The 16,123-nt window shown below is 64.7% G+C and carries 15 protein-coding genes; 8 read left to right on the forward strand and 7 right to left on the reverse strand.

The window, feature by feature from the left end; translation table 11 throughout:
- Window positions 1–34: 34 nt before the first annotated feature.
- From AABA86_RS00955 to motA, 3 genes are read right to left on the reverse strand one after another with little or no spacing between them, the layout of a single operon-like run.
- Window positions 35–349 carry a hypothetical protein gene (locus tag AABA86_RS00955; RefSeq protein ID WP_338305441.1) on the reverse strand — a complete coding sequence of 105 codons (315 nt, stop codon included), beginning with the start codon at window positions 347–349 and terminating at the stop codon, window positions 35–37.
- On the reverse strand, window positions 330–1,271 hold the full coding sequence (locus AABA86_RS00960) for a flagellar motor switch protein FliM (RefSeq protein ID WP_338305442.1): 942 nt from the start codon (window positions 1,269–1,271) through the stop codon (window positions 330–332). Before AABA86_RS00960 ends, AABA86_RS00955 begins: the two co-directional genes overlap by 20 nt.
- Window positions 1,268–2,164: a flagellar motor stator protein MotA gene (gene motA, locus AABA86_RS00965; RefSeq protein WP_212248893.1), complete on the reverse strand. Its 897-nt coding sequence runs from the start codon at window positions 2,162–2,164 to the stop codon at window positions 1,268–1,270. Before motA ends, AABA86_RS00960 begins: the two co-directional genes overlap by 4 nt.
- A 143-nt stretch (window positions 2,165–2,307) precedes the next feature.
- Here motA and AABA86_RS00970 point away from each other — a divergent pair, with 143 nt between their 5' ends.
- From AABA86_RS00970 to AABA86_RS00985, 4 genes are all read left to right on the forward strand, one after another.
- On the forward strand, window positions 2,308–3,093 hold the full coding sequence (locus tag AABA86_RS00970; protein WP_212248892.1) for a DUF1217 domain-containing protein: 786 nt from the start codon (window positions 2,308–2,310) through the stop codon (window positions 3,091–3,093).
- Between the two features lie 3 nt (window positions 3,094–3,096).
- On the forward strand, window positions 3,097–3,825 hold the full coding sequence (flgF, locus tag AABA86_RS00975; protein WP_338305443.1) for a flagellar basal-body rod protein FlgF: 729 nt from the start codon (window positions 3,097–3,099) through the stop codon (window positions 3,823–3,825).
- A gap of 42 nt (window positions 3,826–3,867) precedes the next feature.
- Window positions 3,868–5,193 carry a flagellar protein export ATPase FliI gene (fliI, locus tag AABA86_RS00980; protein WP_212248890.1) on the forward strand — a complete coding sequence of 442 codons (1,326 nt, stop codon included), beginning with the start codon at window positions 3,868–3,870 and terminating at the stop codon, window positions 5,191–5,193.
- Window positions 5,194–5,963: 770 nt separating this feature from the next.
- A complete protein-coding gene (locus AABA86_RS00985) occupies window positions 5,964–6,599 on the forward strand; it encodes a MarR family winged helix-turn-helix transcriptional regulator (RefSeq protein ID WP_212248889.1) in 636 nt (211 codons plus the stop codon).
- Between the two features lie 576 nt (window positions 6,600–7,175).
- Here the strand turns inward: AABA86_RS00985 and AABA86_RS00990 are convergent.
- A complete protein-coding gene (locus AABA86_RS00990) occupies window positions 7,176–8,747 on the reverse strand; it encodes a porin (protein ID WP_212248888.1) in 1,572 nt (523 codons plus the stop codon).
- Window positions 8,748–9,258: 511 nt separating this feature from the next.
- Between AABA86_RS00990 and AABA86_RS00995 the strand changes: the two genes are divergently transcribed.
- Window positions 9,259–9,738, forward strand: a complete 480-nt coding sequence (locus tag AABA86_RS00995) for a MarR family winged helix-turn-helix transcriptional regulator (RefSeq protein WP_212248887.1) — start codon at window positions 9,259–9,261, stop codon at window positions 9,736–9,738.
- 74 nt (window positions 9,739–9,812) lie between these two features.
- Here the strand turns inward: AABA86_RS00995 and AABA86_RS01000 are convergent, their stop codons facing one another.
- Together AABA86_RS01000 and AABA86_RS01005 are read right to left on the reverse strand one after the other, a co-directional pair.
- Window positions 9,813–10,895 carry an alpha/beta hydrolase gene (locus tag AABA86_RS01000; protein WP_338305444.1) on the reverse strand — a complete coding sequence of 361 codons (1,083 nt, stop codon included), beginning with the start codon at window positions 10,893–10,895 and terminating at the stop codon, window positions 9,813–9,815.
- Between the two features lie 220 nt (window positions 10,896–11,115).
- The gene (locus AABA86_RS01005; RefSeq protein WP_212248885.1) at window positions 11,116–11,316 is read right to left on the reverse strand and encodes a hypothetical protein; all 201 of its coding nucleotides are present in this window, start codon (window positions 11,314–11,316) and stop codon (window positions 11,116–11,118) included.
- Between the two features lie 433 nt (window positions 11,317–11,749).
- On the opposite strand from AABA86_RS01005, the gene AABA86_RS01010 reads away from it, so the two are divergent.
- Window positions 11,750–12,814 carry a ketopantoate reductase family protein gene (locus AABA86_RS01010; RefSeq protein WP_212248884.1) on the forward strand — a complete coding sequence of 355 codons (1,065 nt, stop codon included), beginning with the start codon at window positions 11,750–11,752 and terminating at the stop codon, window positions 12,812–12,814.
- 27 nt (window positions 12,815–12,841) lie between these two features.
- Here the strand turns inward: AABA86_RS01010 and AABA86_RS01015 are convergent, their stop codons facing one another.
- Window positions 12,842–13,426 carry a LysE family translocator gene (locus tag AABA86_RS01015; protein WP_338305445.1) on the reverse strand — a complete coding sequence of 195 codons (585 nt, stop codon included), beginning with the start codon at window positions 13,424–13,426 and terminating at the stop codon, window positions 12,842–12,844.
- A gap of 261 nt (window positions 13,427–13,687) precedes the next feature.
- Here AABA86_RS01015 and AABA86_RS01020 point away from each other — a divergent pair, with 261 nt between their 5' ends.
- Window positions 13,688–14,506, forward strand: coding sequence for a YkgJ family cysteine cluster protein (locus AABA86_RS01020; protein WP_338305447.1), 819 nt, complete (start codon window positions 13,688–13,690; stop codon window positions 14,504–14,506).
- A gap of 103 nt (window positions 14,507–14,609) precedes the next feature.
- A complete protein-coding gene (locus tag AABA86_RS01025; protein WP_338305448.1) occupies window positions 14,610–16,121 on the forward strand; it encodes an ATP-binding protein in 1,512 nt (503 codons plus the stop codon).
- The last annotated feature ends 2 nt before the right edge of the window (window positions 16,122–16,123 follow it).

Here is a 16,123-nt window from a genome sequence, read left to right on the forward strand (position 1 = left end):
CGTTCCGCTCGTGTTGGTTCTGCCGGCTTCGGCTTCAGTGCTTGTTCACTTCGGCGCCGCCTGCGGTCGCGGCCGGCGCGAGCCCGCTCCTCGCATCGAGCGCCGCGATCGCCTCATGGGCCTGGTCGATCTTGGTGCTCAGCACGTTGGCGAGGCGCCCGAGATTGGCGGTGGAATCATGCGCCGCGGTGATCACCGTGTCGAAGGCGCCCGCGGTCTCGTGGACGATGGTGGAGAATTCGCCCTGGTAGCTGCGCAGCCGCGCCAGCTCGCGGTGCATCCGGGTCACCCGCATGCTGGTGAAGGCGAGCGCGATCAGCAGCACGGCATCAACGAGATAGGATATCATCGACGAACTCCCGTTTCTGATCGACGGGATCGGCCACCTGCATGGCGTAATAGCCATTGAGCTGGCCGATCTGACACCAGAACAGCACCTGGTTGTTGCTCTCGAGGCGCGCCAGCGTGCGCGGCGTCGCCTCCAGCTCGAGCACCTGCCCCACCTTGAATTTCACGACGTCCTCGAGCGAGATCATCTTCTCGTCGAGCACCGCGCTCAGCGTCACTTCGGTACGGTGAACCTCGCTCTCCATCTGCTCGCGCCAGCGCGGATCGGTCGCGCGGCCGTCGCTGACGACGACGTGAGCGAGCTTCTGCCGCAGCGGGTTGAGCGCGGAGTGCGGAATGATCAGGAACATCTGGCCGCCGCGGTAGAGCGCCTGCACCATCATGTTCGCGCAGATCGACATGTTGCTGGCGCGCCCGATCGCCAGCGACGCCATCGCCGTCTCGACCCGCTCGACCCGGAAGGTGACGTTCGACGTGCCGGCGAAGGCGCTCTGCAGCGCCTTGGCGAACCGCTCGAACAGCGCCTGGACCAGGCGGATCTCGATATTCGAGAAAGTACGCTCGACATCGAGCGGCGGTTCTGCGCCGTCGGATCCGAACATCGCCTCGACCATGGTGAACACGAAGTCGCGGTCCAGCATGATGATGACGCGCGAGTCCCACTGCTCGGCATAGAGCACGGCCGCGACCGCGTTGCCCTCGTAGTCCTTGATGATGTCGCCGAGAGGATCGTTGGTGATGCCGTTGACCGAGAAATAGCACGGCGTTCCCGCCATCGGCTGCAGGCTGTCGGTGCATGATGCCGCCATGCGATCGAAGATCACATTGAGCATCGGCATGCGTTCGATCGATATGCCGGCCGCGTCCAGCAGGTAGTTCGGCAGCTGCTTCTTGTGATCGACCCCGACGTCTTCCATCATCATGCGCGGGCAGCCTTGGGTTCGGGCTCGGTGACGACGGCCTTGGGACCTGCGATCGTCTCGTTCTCGACGACGTCGATCGACGGCCGCTCGCTGCTCGCGATCATCTTGCGGCCGTGCTCGACGGCGATCTGCGGCATGGCGCCGTTCATGAACGCCAGCAGCGTCTGCTTGACGATGATGTAGGGCCGGCACTTCTTCTCGCGCGTCATCTTGATCTTGATCGCGAAGGGCGAAAGGACGCCGTAGGACAGGAAGATGCCGGCGAAGGTACCGACCAGCGCCGCGCCGATAAAGCCGCCGAGCAGCTTCGGGGACTGGTCGAGCGCGCCCATCGCCTTGATGACGCCGAGCACGGCGGCGACGATGCCAAGCGCCGGCAGCGCCTCGGACACCGTCACCAGCGCATGATAGGGCGCCAGCTTGCCCTTCACGATGGTGTGGATCTCCTCGTCCATCAGCGCCTCGATCTCGTGGGTGCGCGCGTTGCCCATGATGATGAGGCGGACGTAGTCGCAGATGAACTGCAGCAGCGAGGGATCTCCGAGCACGCTCGGAAATGCCTTGAAGATCTCGGAGGACGCGGGATCGTCGATATGCGCCTCGACCTCGTTGCGGCCCTTGCCGCGCAGCTCGCGCATCAGGGCGTGGAGCGCCCCGAGCAGATCAAGGTAGTAGCGCTGGCCGGGCACCGCACCGGTGATGGCCTGCATGCAGGCAACCCCGGTATCGACGACCGTCTTCCACGGATTGGCCACGATGAAGGTGCCGACCGCGGTTCCCATGATGATCACGAACTCCCACGGCTGCATCAGCACGCCCAGGTGCCCGCCCATGGCGGCAAATCCACCGAGCAGCGCCGCTACCGTGATGAAAACCCCCACGAAACTGCCCAACGCGCCGCTCCATCGCCGATCCCATCGGGAATATCTAGTCGGCGAGCCTTGCGCGAGGCTGGCTTCCCGCGTCGCCAGCCCCGCGCAAGCAATCGGCGGCAGCTTGGGGCGGCGTCGCAACGGCGGCCAGAGGGGCGCGTGTCATGCTATCCACCATCGCGGACTACACCAGACTGACCCAGGACATGGGCAAGTCGCTGACGCAGGTCGCGACACAGCCGGATGTCAGCCGCGAGACCGACTATTTCCTGAGCCATATCGGCAACGTGAAGACGATCGACGGCTTCCTGAAGGACTATCGCCTCTACTCCTACGCGATGAAGGCCTTTGGCCTCAGCGACATGACCTATGCCAAGGCGTTCATGCGCAAGGTGCTGACCGAGGGGGTCGGGAACAAGAACACCTTCGCCAACAAGCTGACCGACACGCGCTACCGGGAATTCGCCACCGCCTTCAATTTCGCCGCCCTCGGCAGCAACGCGACGAAGACCGCCCAGGCCACGACCGGAACGGCGACCCATTATGTCACGCAGACGATGGAGCAGAAGGCCGGCGACCAGAACGAAGGTCTGCGGCTGGCGCTCTATTTCACCCGCAAGGCCTCCACGATCACGACCGCCTACCAGGTCCTCGCGGACAAGGCGCTGACGCAGGTGGTTCAGACCGCGCTCGGCCTGCCCTCGACGATCAGCGCGGCCGACATCGACGCCCAGGCCAAGCTGATCGCGAGCAAGGTCAACCTCACCGATTTCCAGGACCCGGCCAAGGTCACCAAATTCGTGCAGCGCTTCGCGGCGATGTGGGATGCGACCCAGGCCCAGAGCGACAGCTCGACCAATCCCGCGCTGGTCCTGATCGGCGGCGGCAGCTCGGCCAGCATGGATATCGACATGCTCTCGAAACTTCAGTCCATCCGGTTCGGAAAGTAGATCATGCAATCGGCCCTCTATGTGGGATTGTCGGCCCAGGTCGCCCTCGAAAAGCGCCTCCAGACGATCGCCAACAACGTCGCCAACGTCAACACGGCGGCATTCCGCACCGACGTGGTGAAGTTCGAGACCGTGCTGTCCAAGGCCGGCGCGAACCCGGTCGCCTTCTCCTCGCCCGGCGACAACATCATCTCGCGCGAGCAAGGCAACATCACCGAGAGCGGCAACCCGCTCGACGTCGCCGTGGTCGGCCAGGGCTGGATCGCCTTCGCAGGTCCGAACGGCACGGTCTATACCCGCGACGGCCGGCTCCAGATCGGCGCCAACGGCGATCTTCAGACCGTGAGCGGCTTTCCCGTCGTCGATTCCGGCGGCGCGCAGATCACGCTGGACCCGAACGGCGGACCGATCTCGATCTCGCGCAGCGGCGCGATCACCCAGGACAAGAACGAGATCGGCACCATCGGCCTGTTCAACATCCCCGCTGATGCCAATCTCGAGCGCTACGGCAATTCCGGCGTGACGCCGGACCGGCCAGCGAACGCCATCGCCGATTTCTCCCGCGACGGCTTCAAGCAAGGCTATGTCGAGGGCTCCGGCGCCAACCCGATGATGGAATTGACCAAGCTGATCGCGGCCTCGCGCGCCTTCGACGGCACCAATTCGATGATCGAGGGCACCGAGAGCTCGCTGCAGAACGCCATCCGGACGCTGGGCGAACCCGGCAAGTAGACCGCGCCCCGTGCGCATTGAGATTGAGGTTGGACGGTTTCCTTGAACGCTCTTCGGCAACTCGAGTGGGCGCTGCTGGAGCTTCAGCAGAGCACTCCCCTGGCAAGCGTCAGCGGCGCGATCTCCGAGATCGCACCGACGCATTTCCGTGTCTCCGGCCTGTCGCGCTTCGTCAGGCTCGGCGAGCTCATCGGCGTCAATTCGGGCGGCAAGCCGCAGATCGGCGAGGTGGTGCGAATCGACAGCGAGGGCATCATCGCCAAGCCGTTCGACCGTCAGTTCGCCGGCGGCCTCGGCTCGGTCGCCTATCGGATGCCGCCGCTGTCCTTTGCGCCCGATCCGAGCTGGAAGGGTCGCGTCATCAACGCCCTCGGCGCGCCGCTGGACGGATTGGGGCCCCTCACGCCGGGCCCCCAGGCGGTCTCGGCGGAGGCCGAGGCGCCCTCGGCCATGAAGCGCGCACGCGTCCACAAGCCGCTGCGCACCGGCGTGCGCGTCATCGATCTGTTCGCGCCGATCTGCGCCGGCCAGCGCGTCGGCATCTTTGCCGGCTCCGGCGTCGGCAAATCGACGCTGCTCGCGATGCTCGCCCGCAGCCAGGGTTTCGACACCGTCGTGCTGGCCCTGGTCGGCGAGCGCGGCCGCGAGGTGCGCGAGTTCATCGAGGACGTGCTGGGCAACGATCGTCAGCGCGCCGTCACCATCGTGTCGACCGGCGACGAAAGCCCAATGATGCGGCGGCTGGCGCCGAAGACGGCCATGGCGGTCGCGGAATATTTCCGCGACCGGGGCGAATCGGTCCTGCTCATGGTCGATTCGATCACCCGTTTCGCCCATGCCGCCCGCGAGGTCGCGCTCGCCGCCGGCGAGCCGGCGGTCGCGCGCGGCTACGCGCCGACGGTCTTCACCGATCTGCCGCGCCTGCTGGAGCGCGCCGGACCCGGCGAGGACGGCTCCGGCACCATCACCGGGATCTTCTCGGTGCTGGTCGACGGCGACGACCACAACGAGCCGATCGCCGATACCATCCGCAGCACGCTCGATGGGCACATCGTGCTCTCCAGGCACATCGCCGACCAGGCGCGCTATCCGGCTGTCGACGTGCTGGCCTCGGTCTCACGCCTCGCCCATAACGTCTGGGACCCCGAAGAGCGCGAATTGGTCAGCAAGCTGCGTGCCTTGATCGCCAAATACGAGGACACGCGCGACCTTCGCCTGATGGGTGGCTATCAGTCCGGACGTGATTCGGGCCTCGACCAGGCGGTCGACATGGTCCCGAGAATCTACGGCGCGATGCGGCAAGACGCTTCGGCGCCCCCGAGTGCCGATCCGTTCCGCGAGCTGCGGGACATGCTCAAGGGCGAATAGCCGGCGAAAGAGGGCATGCCGCCGCGCCGCCGGCGTATGCACCGCACGGCCGTCGCCGGTTTTCCGTCCCGAGCGCCGCTACCACTCGGATGAGAGCGACCGCACCGGCGATTCTGCGAGCACGACGACCAACAACCGACACGTGTAATTCCTCCGAGTTCCCCTGGCGATTCTCCGGCTCCACGCACAAGTTGTGGATGACGTGCCGAACTCATCGTCGTCATGCACAAGCTTCGGTCAATTGCGTCAATCACGGACAGCGGGACGCCGTGCAATCATGGCGTCGCAGAGTTGAGTGCATGTTGCTTGCCGGACAGCGTATTGCGTTCACTATCATGTGTCCCGACGAGCGAGATTGTCTTGAACGTTACATTCGCCTGCAACGACATCTGGGCTCCGCGAGCGTCTCTACTTGATTTTGTTGAGAAGCTCATTCATCGTTTCGACGGAATATAAGAAACGTCTGCGTGTGACTTGAACTCAGGGGCTTCGGTTGAATTATTCCGATCCATCGTCTAATGGCGACGGCAACTCGGGCTCCCGTGCGACGACGCTGTTGGGATGCCAACGACGCAGTTCGTCACTTCGAAGCACGCGACGCGCATCGGTCCGGGTCGGGCGCACTGCAATTCGTTCCTTCGAACGAGAGCTCGACACGACGCGTTCGCCGGACAGCTGCAACCGTTCGATGTCTTTCGAAGGTTTCGCGGGCCAGGGTGCAGAGCGGCTTCGGGGCGCCGCAGACGAAATTCCGGGGACGAGGTAGATTCATGCCGTTGGCACGGGAAGCCGTCGAGCTGCTGGTTCAAGCGGCGAGGGCTTGGTATTTCGAAGGCAATCAGCATGGATTGCGTGATCGCGAATGGATGGCGCTGCGCTTTCTCGGCCGCGCCAACAGGTTCTCGCGCACGCCGTCCGCGCTCGCCGGCTTCATCGGCGCGACCAGAGCAACTGCATCGCAGATCGTGAAGACGCTGGAGAGCAAATCCTTCCTGGTGCGCAAGCCCTCGCAAGAGGACAAGCGCTCCGTCGTCCTGCACGTCACCGCCCAGGGCGAGAAATGCCTGAACCAGCACGACCCGATCAATCACGTGGTCAATGCCGTCACCTCGCTTGGCAACGACGAATGCGTCAGGCTGCGCGACTCGCTCCGCGAGGTCCTCAATCACCTCGACGCGGCCCATCAGCGGCTCGATGCCAGCGTCTGCCGGGACTGCATGTTTCTCGCCGAACGCGGCCCGGGCATCGGCAAGGGACGCGCGAGCGCCGACTTCATGTGCCGGTTGTATCGCGCTCCGATCTCGCTCGAGGAGACCGAATTGCTGTGCACCAGTTTCGAGCGCACTCGCGACCGCCCCAAGATCGAGGAGCATCTCGACCGCGCGCGGGTGGCGAGCCAGGGCTGAGGCGCACGCAATTTCCGCGCGAGTGGTTGCGGCAGAGCCTGCGGATGGCTTCGTAGCCGCGCCTGTCTTCGAACGACGCCCCCCGTCCTCTCATGTCCCGGACAAGCTGCAACGCGAAGCGTTGCTGCGCAGAGCCGGGACCCAGGGGCGAACACGGTATGGCGCGGAGAGATGGGCCCCGGCTCTGCAGCGCATCGTCCTGCTGGACGATGCTTCGCATCGCCCAGGGGGACGTTGCGTTGCGTCCGGGGCACGAGAGCGGAGTGTGGCCCGCACTCCCTCCACCGTCATTTCGAGGCGCCCATGCGCCGAAACCGAATTTCGGTAAAACGATATATTTTCGCGCAACCGGATTGACGGAGCCGCGACACAGCAAGGTCCCGTAGCCCGGATGGAATGCAGCGCAATCCGGGACGGTACGGTGCGAGATGCCCTGGACTACGCCATCGGCCGCGCCGTCGCGACACCCGTCGGCTCCATCCGGGCTGCGGGGGCATCAGGCATCATGCGGTATGCGCGCACAAAAAAACACCCGGCGGTTTCCCGCCGGGTGTTCATCACGTGGTTCGAAAGATCTTACCAGTTGCGCTGAGCGCGGAGCAGCAGGGTGACGCTGTCCTGATCCTTCAGCTCGTACAGGGCGGCCGGCTTGGCCGTCGTGCCGGCACCGGCGTAACCAACCGTGCCCGAGTACTTCTGGTCGAGACGGGTCCAGTTCAGGTCGCCCGAGAACGTCAGGTTCTTGACCGGGGTCCAGCGGGTGATGATACCGACCTGGCCGACGGCGAAGTCAGGGTTACAACCCGTGACACCGGCGAGACCGCCGAACACACCGCCTGCACCGCCAGCGCCGCAGAGAGCGGTCTTGGCAGTCGAGCCGTACTGAGCCTGAGCGTAGGCACCGTACAGCGCGGTGTTCCAGTAGGCATCCCAGTTGTGGGTGTAGGCACCACGGAAGCCCCAGGTCTTGACGGTTTCCTGCTGGCCACCCGAGATGAACACGGTATCCGGAGCATAGGCGAAGCCGACGCTCTGATAGGCAACGCCCGAGCTGCCGAACATCGAGTAGCTGCTGCCCGCCAGGTTCTGGAAGTTGTAACGGGTCGCACCGTCGGTGTAGACGCCCGAAATGTTGATCACGTCACCCGCACCGGTCGGGATGTTCTTGATCGACAGAGCGAGCTGAACCGCCCAACCCCACTTGTCGTCGGGGTGACCGGTGGCTTCGGTCGCGCCGTAATAGGCAACGTGGTTGTCATGCGCAGCAACCGACGCCTGGAACATGCCCCAGGCCTGGTCGACACGGACCATACCGACGAGGTTCGGCGAACGCGAGCCGCCGATGGCGTTGGTGCCGTAGGTGCCGCCGACCATGCTGCCTGCGGTCGCACCGGTCAGGTTGACGTTGCCGGCCTGGTAGTAAGCCGTCGCGTCTTCCGCCGAGAACGCCGCCGTCACGCCCTGACCGAAGTCAGCGGTGTAGGTGAACTGGTTGACACCAGTGACCGTGCCGGAACCGCCGACGAGGCTGTCGATGTTGTTGCCGGGATAGTTGGTCCAGGGCGCGTCGAACTGCGACACGGCCTTACCCATGGTGAAGCCAGCGAACTGGATGAAGGCGTAGTACACGCCGAGCGAGCCGCCCGAGGTGTTGCCGTCGGTGCCGTTGATCGACGAACCAACCAGCGCCGGCGTCGCGCCGGAGGTGTTGAGGCCGAGGTTGCCGGTATAGACCGTGCCGCCCGTCGCGGAGCCGGAGCCCTGATAGCCACCGGTGGTCCAGGTGAACACGCCGTCGAAGAAGGTACGGACGACGCCGTACTCGGTCGCGGTGCGCGTGTCGATGTTGAGATCCTGACGGGCGCGCATCTGGTAGTAGTTGCTGAGGCGGTTGTGCGCACCGGCCGGAGAGCCGTTCGAAATGCCGTAGTTGCTGTTGGTGTTGAACGCGACTTCAGCGCGCAGATAACCACCCAGCTTGATGCAGGTGTCGGTGCCCGGGATGTAGTAGAAGCCGGCGCCGTACAGCGAGCAGATCTTCACGTATTCGACGGCCTTGGCCTTCACGGGGAGATCGGCGGCGAACGCCCCGGAGACGGCCATCAGGCCGGCAGCCGAGCCGAGAAAGAGCGTCTTCGTCAACTTCATTAGTAAACCTCCAGGTCGGTTCAGGGGGCTCGGCTCCTCGGAGGACGCCGCTTGACCCACTTAATTTCCGTTCAATTCAGGTCCGCACTGAAGGTCCGGACTGAAACGACAGTGAGGTGCCCCCCCTCCGTCGTAGCTTCACGTATAGTTTATAAAAACAACGGCCTCAATTTATTGATTTAGTGAATCGTAACTTCCGTCAGAGATGTTGCCCAATGGCCACAGAGGCGATCGGCGCGGCAACTAACTGTTTAATATAAAACGAAAAAGCCCTCAGGGGGCATCCCGAGGGCTTTCTTGGAGGTCTCACATCGCTGTCCATCGACAGGGTCAAGAGCAACAGAGATTGAGTGCCAGGAGACGTAATTTAATTAATTGCTTTTTGCAAGTACTAAACCGCCAAACCGTTTCCGCCGTAAGGTGTCCGCCACCATCGTCTATGTGCGATATGCGAGACGATTCCCCAATATCCCATTAAAAGACTGAACCGAGGGAAACGGGGGGCAGCCACATGATCGAGAAAAAACTCGACAGGGCGATTACAGACTTCATCTGGAACGTCGTCGAAATTCACTCCCAGCTGGAGGACATCCATACCTGCTGGGCCGGACTGCTGGGCATTACCGAGCCGCAGTGGCTGATCTTGATGGCGATCACCGAACTGGACGACGGGCGCGGCGTCGCCGGCATCGACATCGCGAACAAGTTGCGGGTCCACCCGGCCTTCGTGACCAACCAGACCAAGAGCCTCGAAAAGAGCGGCTTCCTATCGCGGCGGCCGGCACCGGACGATGCCCGCTTCGTTCTGATGTCGCTGACGGAGAAGGCCACGACGGAAATCGAAAAACTGTCCAAGAGAAAGCTCGCCTTGAATTCGACCATCTTCAACGAGCTCGACGAGAAGACCCTGGCTGAACTGAATGCCGCGCTCGCAACGATCGCCAGGAACGCCCGGCTGGCGGCACGATTGCTGGCTATCGACGTGTCGTGACGCGCGCCTCGGCTTCGAGGCGACCGCCCGAAGCATGGCCGCAAACACCGCTCTCGAATACGATGCCCCCAGGGCTAGAGGTAGGTCACGGCATCAAGCTGACGGGCCGTTCCGAGCTTGCTGCCCAGCCATTCGAAGACGAAGTCGTCGACAGCAATGAAATTCTCGACCTCGCCGAGCGGGTGCCGGACATTGTTGGGCACGACGACCGAGCAATCGGCTCCGGTCTGCCGATAGCCGGCTTGCAGATCGAGGGCATCCTGCTCCCATATCATCGAGCGGCTCCCGACGACCATGAGCAGCGGGCACGGGAGTCGACGCGACGGCGGCAGCGAACCCGTCGAGGCCCCGTCAGGGACCGCCTGCCCGAAGCCGGTCATCCAGCGAAGCGACGCTCGACGCATCACCGGCGTCAAAAGGCCGCCGTCGCACACGGCGGCCGCTATCCTGCGATCCGAGAGGGCAAGACGGGACGCATGACAGGCGCCCTCCCCTTCGCCATAGATTGCGATCCGCCGCGCATCGACATCGGGGCGAGCCTCCAGATAATCCAACCAGTACTGAAGCCTGTGCTCCGGCTTGAAGGAGCGATGAACGGTCGAATTGCCGGCATCAACGAGCAGGAGCGACATGGTCCCGCAGAGTGAGGCCGGCAACAGCCTGCTCATCATCGAGCCCAGGGTGATGTCCTCGTCACTGAGGCAGATGACCGTCGGCGCGCAAGCTCCACGATGGAGCGCCGGCAGGAAGAAGCCGGCCAGCGCCCCTTGATCGAAGCAATCGATCTTGACGCGCTCGATCGCCAGACCGGCCTCCGCCTCGAAGCCTCTCAGGCTGATGCCGACCTCGTCTGCGAGGCCGGCACTCTCGGCATCTCCCGGACAAGACAAGCGTCTGACGACTTCGAGGGCCGTCAGCGAACAGAGCCACGCTTCCCGCGCAACCCAGGCGGAATGGTTTTCGCGCGCGGATTCGGCCAATGTCCTGTAGTCGTCCGCGACCCTCAGCCAATCCGAAATCCACAGATGCCGGTGCGTCTCATGCGAAAGCTCCGCGACGGACAGGCTTTCGAAAAACTGCGACGCGCGATCCCGCAAGCGCGCCAGGCTTTGCCCGGCGCCGTCGCACGAGCCGTGTGGCCAATGATCACCTTCCATGTCAGCCCCCGAGCAGCGCCGTCAACGGTTGCCCGGACTTACGCCCAGACCTGCCGGCTTCGCGTTCTGTGCAACGCCCTGCACGTCTGCTCGATGCGATCGCTGCCGCCCCTGATCGCGTCCATCGCGCGCGCGCCTGTCGATGCTGCCCGCCGTGTCGACGTCTTTCGCCGCCATTCCAAACCCGCCCGCTTGGGCACAAGGTCGAGGCCGGCCCAACTCAATCGTCACGTCCCAGCTCCATCGCTGAACTCAGTTGTTTGCCGCGCACGCCGCCACTCCAGCGATGCGGGCCTTGTCGTTTCTTGTTGCGATCGGCGAATAGAAAAGACTTCACTTCGCCGACGTAAAATACATGCCTGCGTAGGCCGGCATTGTGAAAGCACGATATGGTGAGGGATGCGGCGGATTGCCGCTTCATCAATGCCCGCCGGCGACGTGACAGGATGATGACAGCGAACTGAGCGACGTGTCGCTCCTCGGCGCGCCGGCTGTGACGACGTACGATCGCACCTCACGCTGAGCCGGGACGAGCGGGACATCATCCCGCCGACCGGATTCGGTAAAGTCGTATGGCGTTGCGCGAGCCGATGGACCGCCGCACCTGCCGGGACAGCGAGGACCCATCGAGCGACAAATGAGGGCCCGTCGCGATGAGCGCTGCGCAAGCCGCGTGGTCCTGCGGAGGGATTGCCGGATCATGCTTTTCGCGCCATCGCGGCCGCCGGACCTCGGCCGCCTTGTATGCATTATCCCAGTTGCCATCCCTGCGCAGTTCGCTTTAGATGCCGGCAACTCGCCCGCGGATGACGGCCGGGGCTCAAAAATCACACACATTGTCAAAGGGACGGAATATGGCGCGCAACATATTGATTCTCGGGGCTTCTTACGGCTCCTTGCTGGGCACGAAGCTGCTGATGGCGGGGCACAATGTGACCCTGGTCTGCCGCGCCAAAACCGCGGAGCTGATCAACCGCGAAGGTACCGAGGTCCGCATCAAGCTGCGTGACGAGGCGGTGCATCGGGCGATCTTCTCGCGCGACCTGCCCGGCAAACTCGACGCTGTGACCCCGGCCAATGTCGACCTCTCCCGCTACGACATGGTCGGCCTTGCGATGCAGGAGCCGCAATACACCAACCACACCGTGCGCGTTCTCATGGTCAAGATCGCCGCGGCGAAGCTGCCGTGCCTGTCGATCATGAACATGCCGCCGCTGCCCTATCTGAAGCGGATCCCGGCGCTCGCCGACATGGATCTGGAAGAGGCCTACACCAATGCGCAGGTCTGGGAGCGGTTCGAGCCGGGGCTGGTGACGCTCTGCTCGCCCGACCCGCAGGCCTTCCGTCCGCCGGAAGAGGCCGCGAACGTGCTTCACGTCGGCCTGCCCACCAACTTCAAGGCGTCGGTGTTCGCCGACGACAAGCACAACAAGGTGCTGCGCGAGCTCGAGGCCGACATCGACGCGGTGACGCTCGACGGCCACGACGTGCCGGTGAAGCTGAAAGTCTTCGATTCCCTGTTCGTGCCGCTGGCGAAATGGTCGATGCTGCTCACCGGCAATTACCGCTGCATCACGCCGCACGATCCGCAGTCGATCCGCGACGCCGTGCACGGCGACCTCAAACGCTCGCAGACGATCTACGACCACGTCGACGCCATCGCCCGCAAGCTCGGCGCCGATCCGCAGGACCAGGTGCCGTTCGCGAAATACGCCAAGGCCGCCGAGAGCCTGCTCAAGCCGTCATCGGCGGCGCGTGCGGTCGCGAGCGGCGCGCCCTTCATCGAGCGCGTCGACCTCCTGGTGAAGCTGATCTCGCATCAGCTCGGCGTGCCCAATGCCGAGATCGACCGCACCGTCGAGACCGTCGATCTGAAATTGAACGAGAAGATCGTGCAAGGCGGATCCGGCGCGCAATAAGCGCGCCGCTTGCGGTGACGTCGGCGCTCACGCGCTCAGGAATGATTGAAGCCAGATCAGGCCGGTCACCGCGACAAGCGTGACCGCGCCGGTGCGCGTGATGAGGTCGGGATGCCCGAGGCGGCGGGCGCCGCGGCCGAGCGTTGCGCCCAGAGTGATCCACGCGGCGCCAGCCGTGACGATCTGAAGCGCGATCGCGCCGAACCAGGGCAACAGTTCGAGCGGCCCGGCCTCGAGCGGCAGGAGCAGGAAGGCGAAGACGAGCGCTTTCGGGTTCAACAGGGTTGTGAGCATCACCTGGCCGAACGTCACCGGGGCACCGTCGCGCAGCTCGCGCGTGTTGACTCGCCAGAGCATGACGGCAAGGCACAGGATGTATGCGGTGACCGCGACGCGGAGCACGACGGCCGCGAGCGGGATGTCGCTGACGAGAGGGCCGAGCGCCAGCCTCAGCACGGCAATTGCCAGCAGATAGCCGCACAGCTCCGCCAAAAGCAGATGAAGCGAGCGTGCGATGCCGATCCCCGCCCCCGATGTCGCGAGCAAGGTGTTGGTCGGTCCGGGCACGGCCAGCAGGAAATAGGTCGCCGTGAAGAAGGTCAGGAAGGTCATGCGCCTGAGCTAGCAGGCTCCTGGCCAGGTCGGTTTGATCTTCATCATCGAATCCGGTCCTCAAAGCCCGGAATCGGTCCGAATCCGCCCATCCCCGTGGTCGCCGATTTGCGAAAAATTTGCATCCATGCGAGGTCTGGCCTTACGTAACAGAGGCCGCCGGGATGCCTCGGCAGATACTCCAGATGCCGGCTGCGGGCAGCAGGTTCCAAATCTGCCCGCGATAGCCGGATTGACGGGCGAAAGAACAAGTCATCGAAGATGGATCAGTCGACGTTGCAGGTCGTTCGCGCGGTGGAGGCCGGTGCGACGACCATGAAGGGTGTCATCGACGCGACCGGATTATCCCGCCTCAAGGTCGAGCGCGCGTTGAACGTGCTGGAGAAGCAGAAGCTGCTGGTTCGCGACGGCCAGGGCTTCAAGGCAGCCGGCCAGCCGAAGGCAGCGCCGCTGACCCGGCAATGCGGATCGTGCAACGCCTGCTGCGACATTCTCGAGGTGGCCGCCGTCGACAAGCCGGTGAACCAGCTCTGCAAGCACTGGCAGACGGGCACCGGCTGCACCATCTACGACCGCCGCCCGCAAATGTGCCGTTCCTTCGTCTGCGCCTGGCTGCAGGGGCATCTCGACGACGACTGGTTCCCGGCGAAGTCGGGCATCATCGTTCATTTCAGCCAGGATGCCGTGAACGTCACGGTCGACGACCACTGCCCCGATCGCTGGCGCGAAGAGCCTTATTTCGGCAAGCTCGCCGAATGGTCGCTGAATGGGATCAAGCGGATCGGAAACCGCGGCTATGCCACTCTCGTCGTCTCCGGCGCCGACCGTTTCCTGCTGCTCGGACGCACCGTCGTTCCCGAGCCGACGCTGTTTGGCACGGCGTTCGTGCCGCTGACGGCCGACACGTTCCAATTCTGGCGTGCGACATCGCCGGAGCATCTGCAGCGATTACACGAGCGCATCGCCGAGATGGAGCGGATCCGGCAGGAATTCGGCTCCTGCGCGATCCCCGCAAACGAGGACGACGATCCGCAAGCCCCCTATCGGCCCGCACTTCTACGGCTATCGAATCACACTTGAACGCCGCCGTGGGCAACGCGGCCTGATCAACGCCGTGCCGCTCGACGCGCCGCGGCGGGATTGATAAGCCCCTGTCCGCGAATGACGGGGACTTGAGTCGGGCATGACGGTTGCGATCGAGATGGGGCAGACCACGGCAGGTGCCCCGGCCGCCATGGACCTCGAGGAACTCTTGGCGACCCGCCTCCTCGTGCAGGGCAATTCGGGCTCCGGCAAATCGCATCTGCTGCGGCGGCTGCTGGAACAGAGCGCGCCCTGGGTGCAGCAGGCCATCATCGACCCCGAAGGCGATTTCGTCACGCTGGCCGAGCGTTTCGGCCATCTCGTGATCGAGGCCGAGGATCATACCGAGCGCGGCCTTCAGGTCGCCGGCGAGCGCGCGCGGCTGCATCGCGTCTCCACCGTGCTCAATCTCGAAGGGCTCGACGCCGAAAACCAGATGCGTCGCGCGGCGGCGTTTCTCGGCGGGATGTTCGAGGTCGACCGCGACCATTGGTATCCAATGTTGGTGGTCGTCGACGAGGCGCAGCTGTTTGCGCCGGCGGTGGCCGGTGAAGTCTCGGACGAGGCGCGAAAACTCTCGCTCGGCGCCATGACCAATCTGATGTGCCGCGGCCGCAAGCGCGGGCTCGCCGGCATCATCGCGACCCAGCGCCTGGCGAAGCTCGCCAAGAACGTCGCGGCGGAAGCCTCCAATTTCCTGATGGGCCGCACCTTCCTCGACATCGACATGGCGCGCGCCGCCGATCTGCTCGGCATGGAACGGCGGCAGGCCGAGTCCTTCCGCGATCTCGAGCGTGGGCAGTTCATGGCACTGGGACCTGCGCTGTCGCGCCGCCCCCTGCGCCTGCACATCGGGCCGACCGACACCCAGCCGCGCAATTCCACGCCGCGGCTGATGCCGCTGCCGGAGGCGGCCACGGAAGATATGCGCGCCATGATCCTGGCCGCGCCGCCGCCCGACGCCAGCCGGCCGCAACGACGGCCGGCGCCGGATCTGCTCGAGCAGCTCCGCGCCGCGAAGGCCGCCGCGCCGGTGATCCAGCCGGAAGTGGACGAGGTGCCGGTCAGCGCCGAGGAGCTCGCCGAGCGGCGCGAGCGCGTCGATCGCACCCTGCGTGCCGTGCTCGCCGCGCCCGACGCCGGCTTCCGCGCCGTCGGCGTGCTCTATCAGGAGTTCGTGGTCCGCTGCCGGATCGAGGGACTGGGCTCGGCCGTCCCTGACCTCACCGAATTCCGCCGCATGCTGACGCGCGCACGCGCGGGGCTCGGCGCCGAGCATGCCGAGGACGACGCCTGGCAGGACGTATCGCTGCGCGCATCCATTTTGCCCGACGACATGCAGGGCGTGTTCATGATGATCGCGCGCGCGGCGAAGGAAGGCTGGCCATGCCCCGGCGACGCCGCGATCGCGCGCGCCTATGGCTCGCATTCGCTGCGCCGGGCGCAGCGGCTGCTCGGCTACATGGAGGAGCAGGGCCTGATCGTCGTCCAGCTCGACGGCGGCGGACGCCGGATCGTGACGCTGGTGGAGCTGGCCTGGGCCACGGCCCCCGGCGATCCCAATGGCGATGATCTGCCGGCGGAGCAGGTCGCGAGCGCGGCTTCAGCTTGAAG

This window comes from Bradyrhizobium sp. TM233, from assembly GCF_036247965.1.
In the GTDB taxonomy this organism is placed as follows: Bacteria; Pseudomonadota; Alphaproteobacteria; order Rhizobiales; family Xanthobacteraceae; genus Bradyrhizobium; species Bradyrhizobium ottawaense.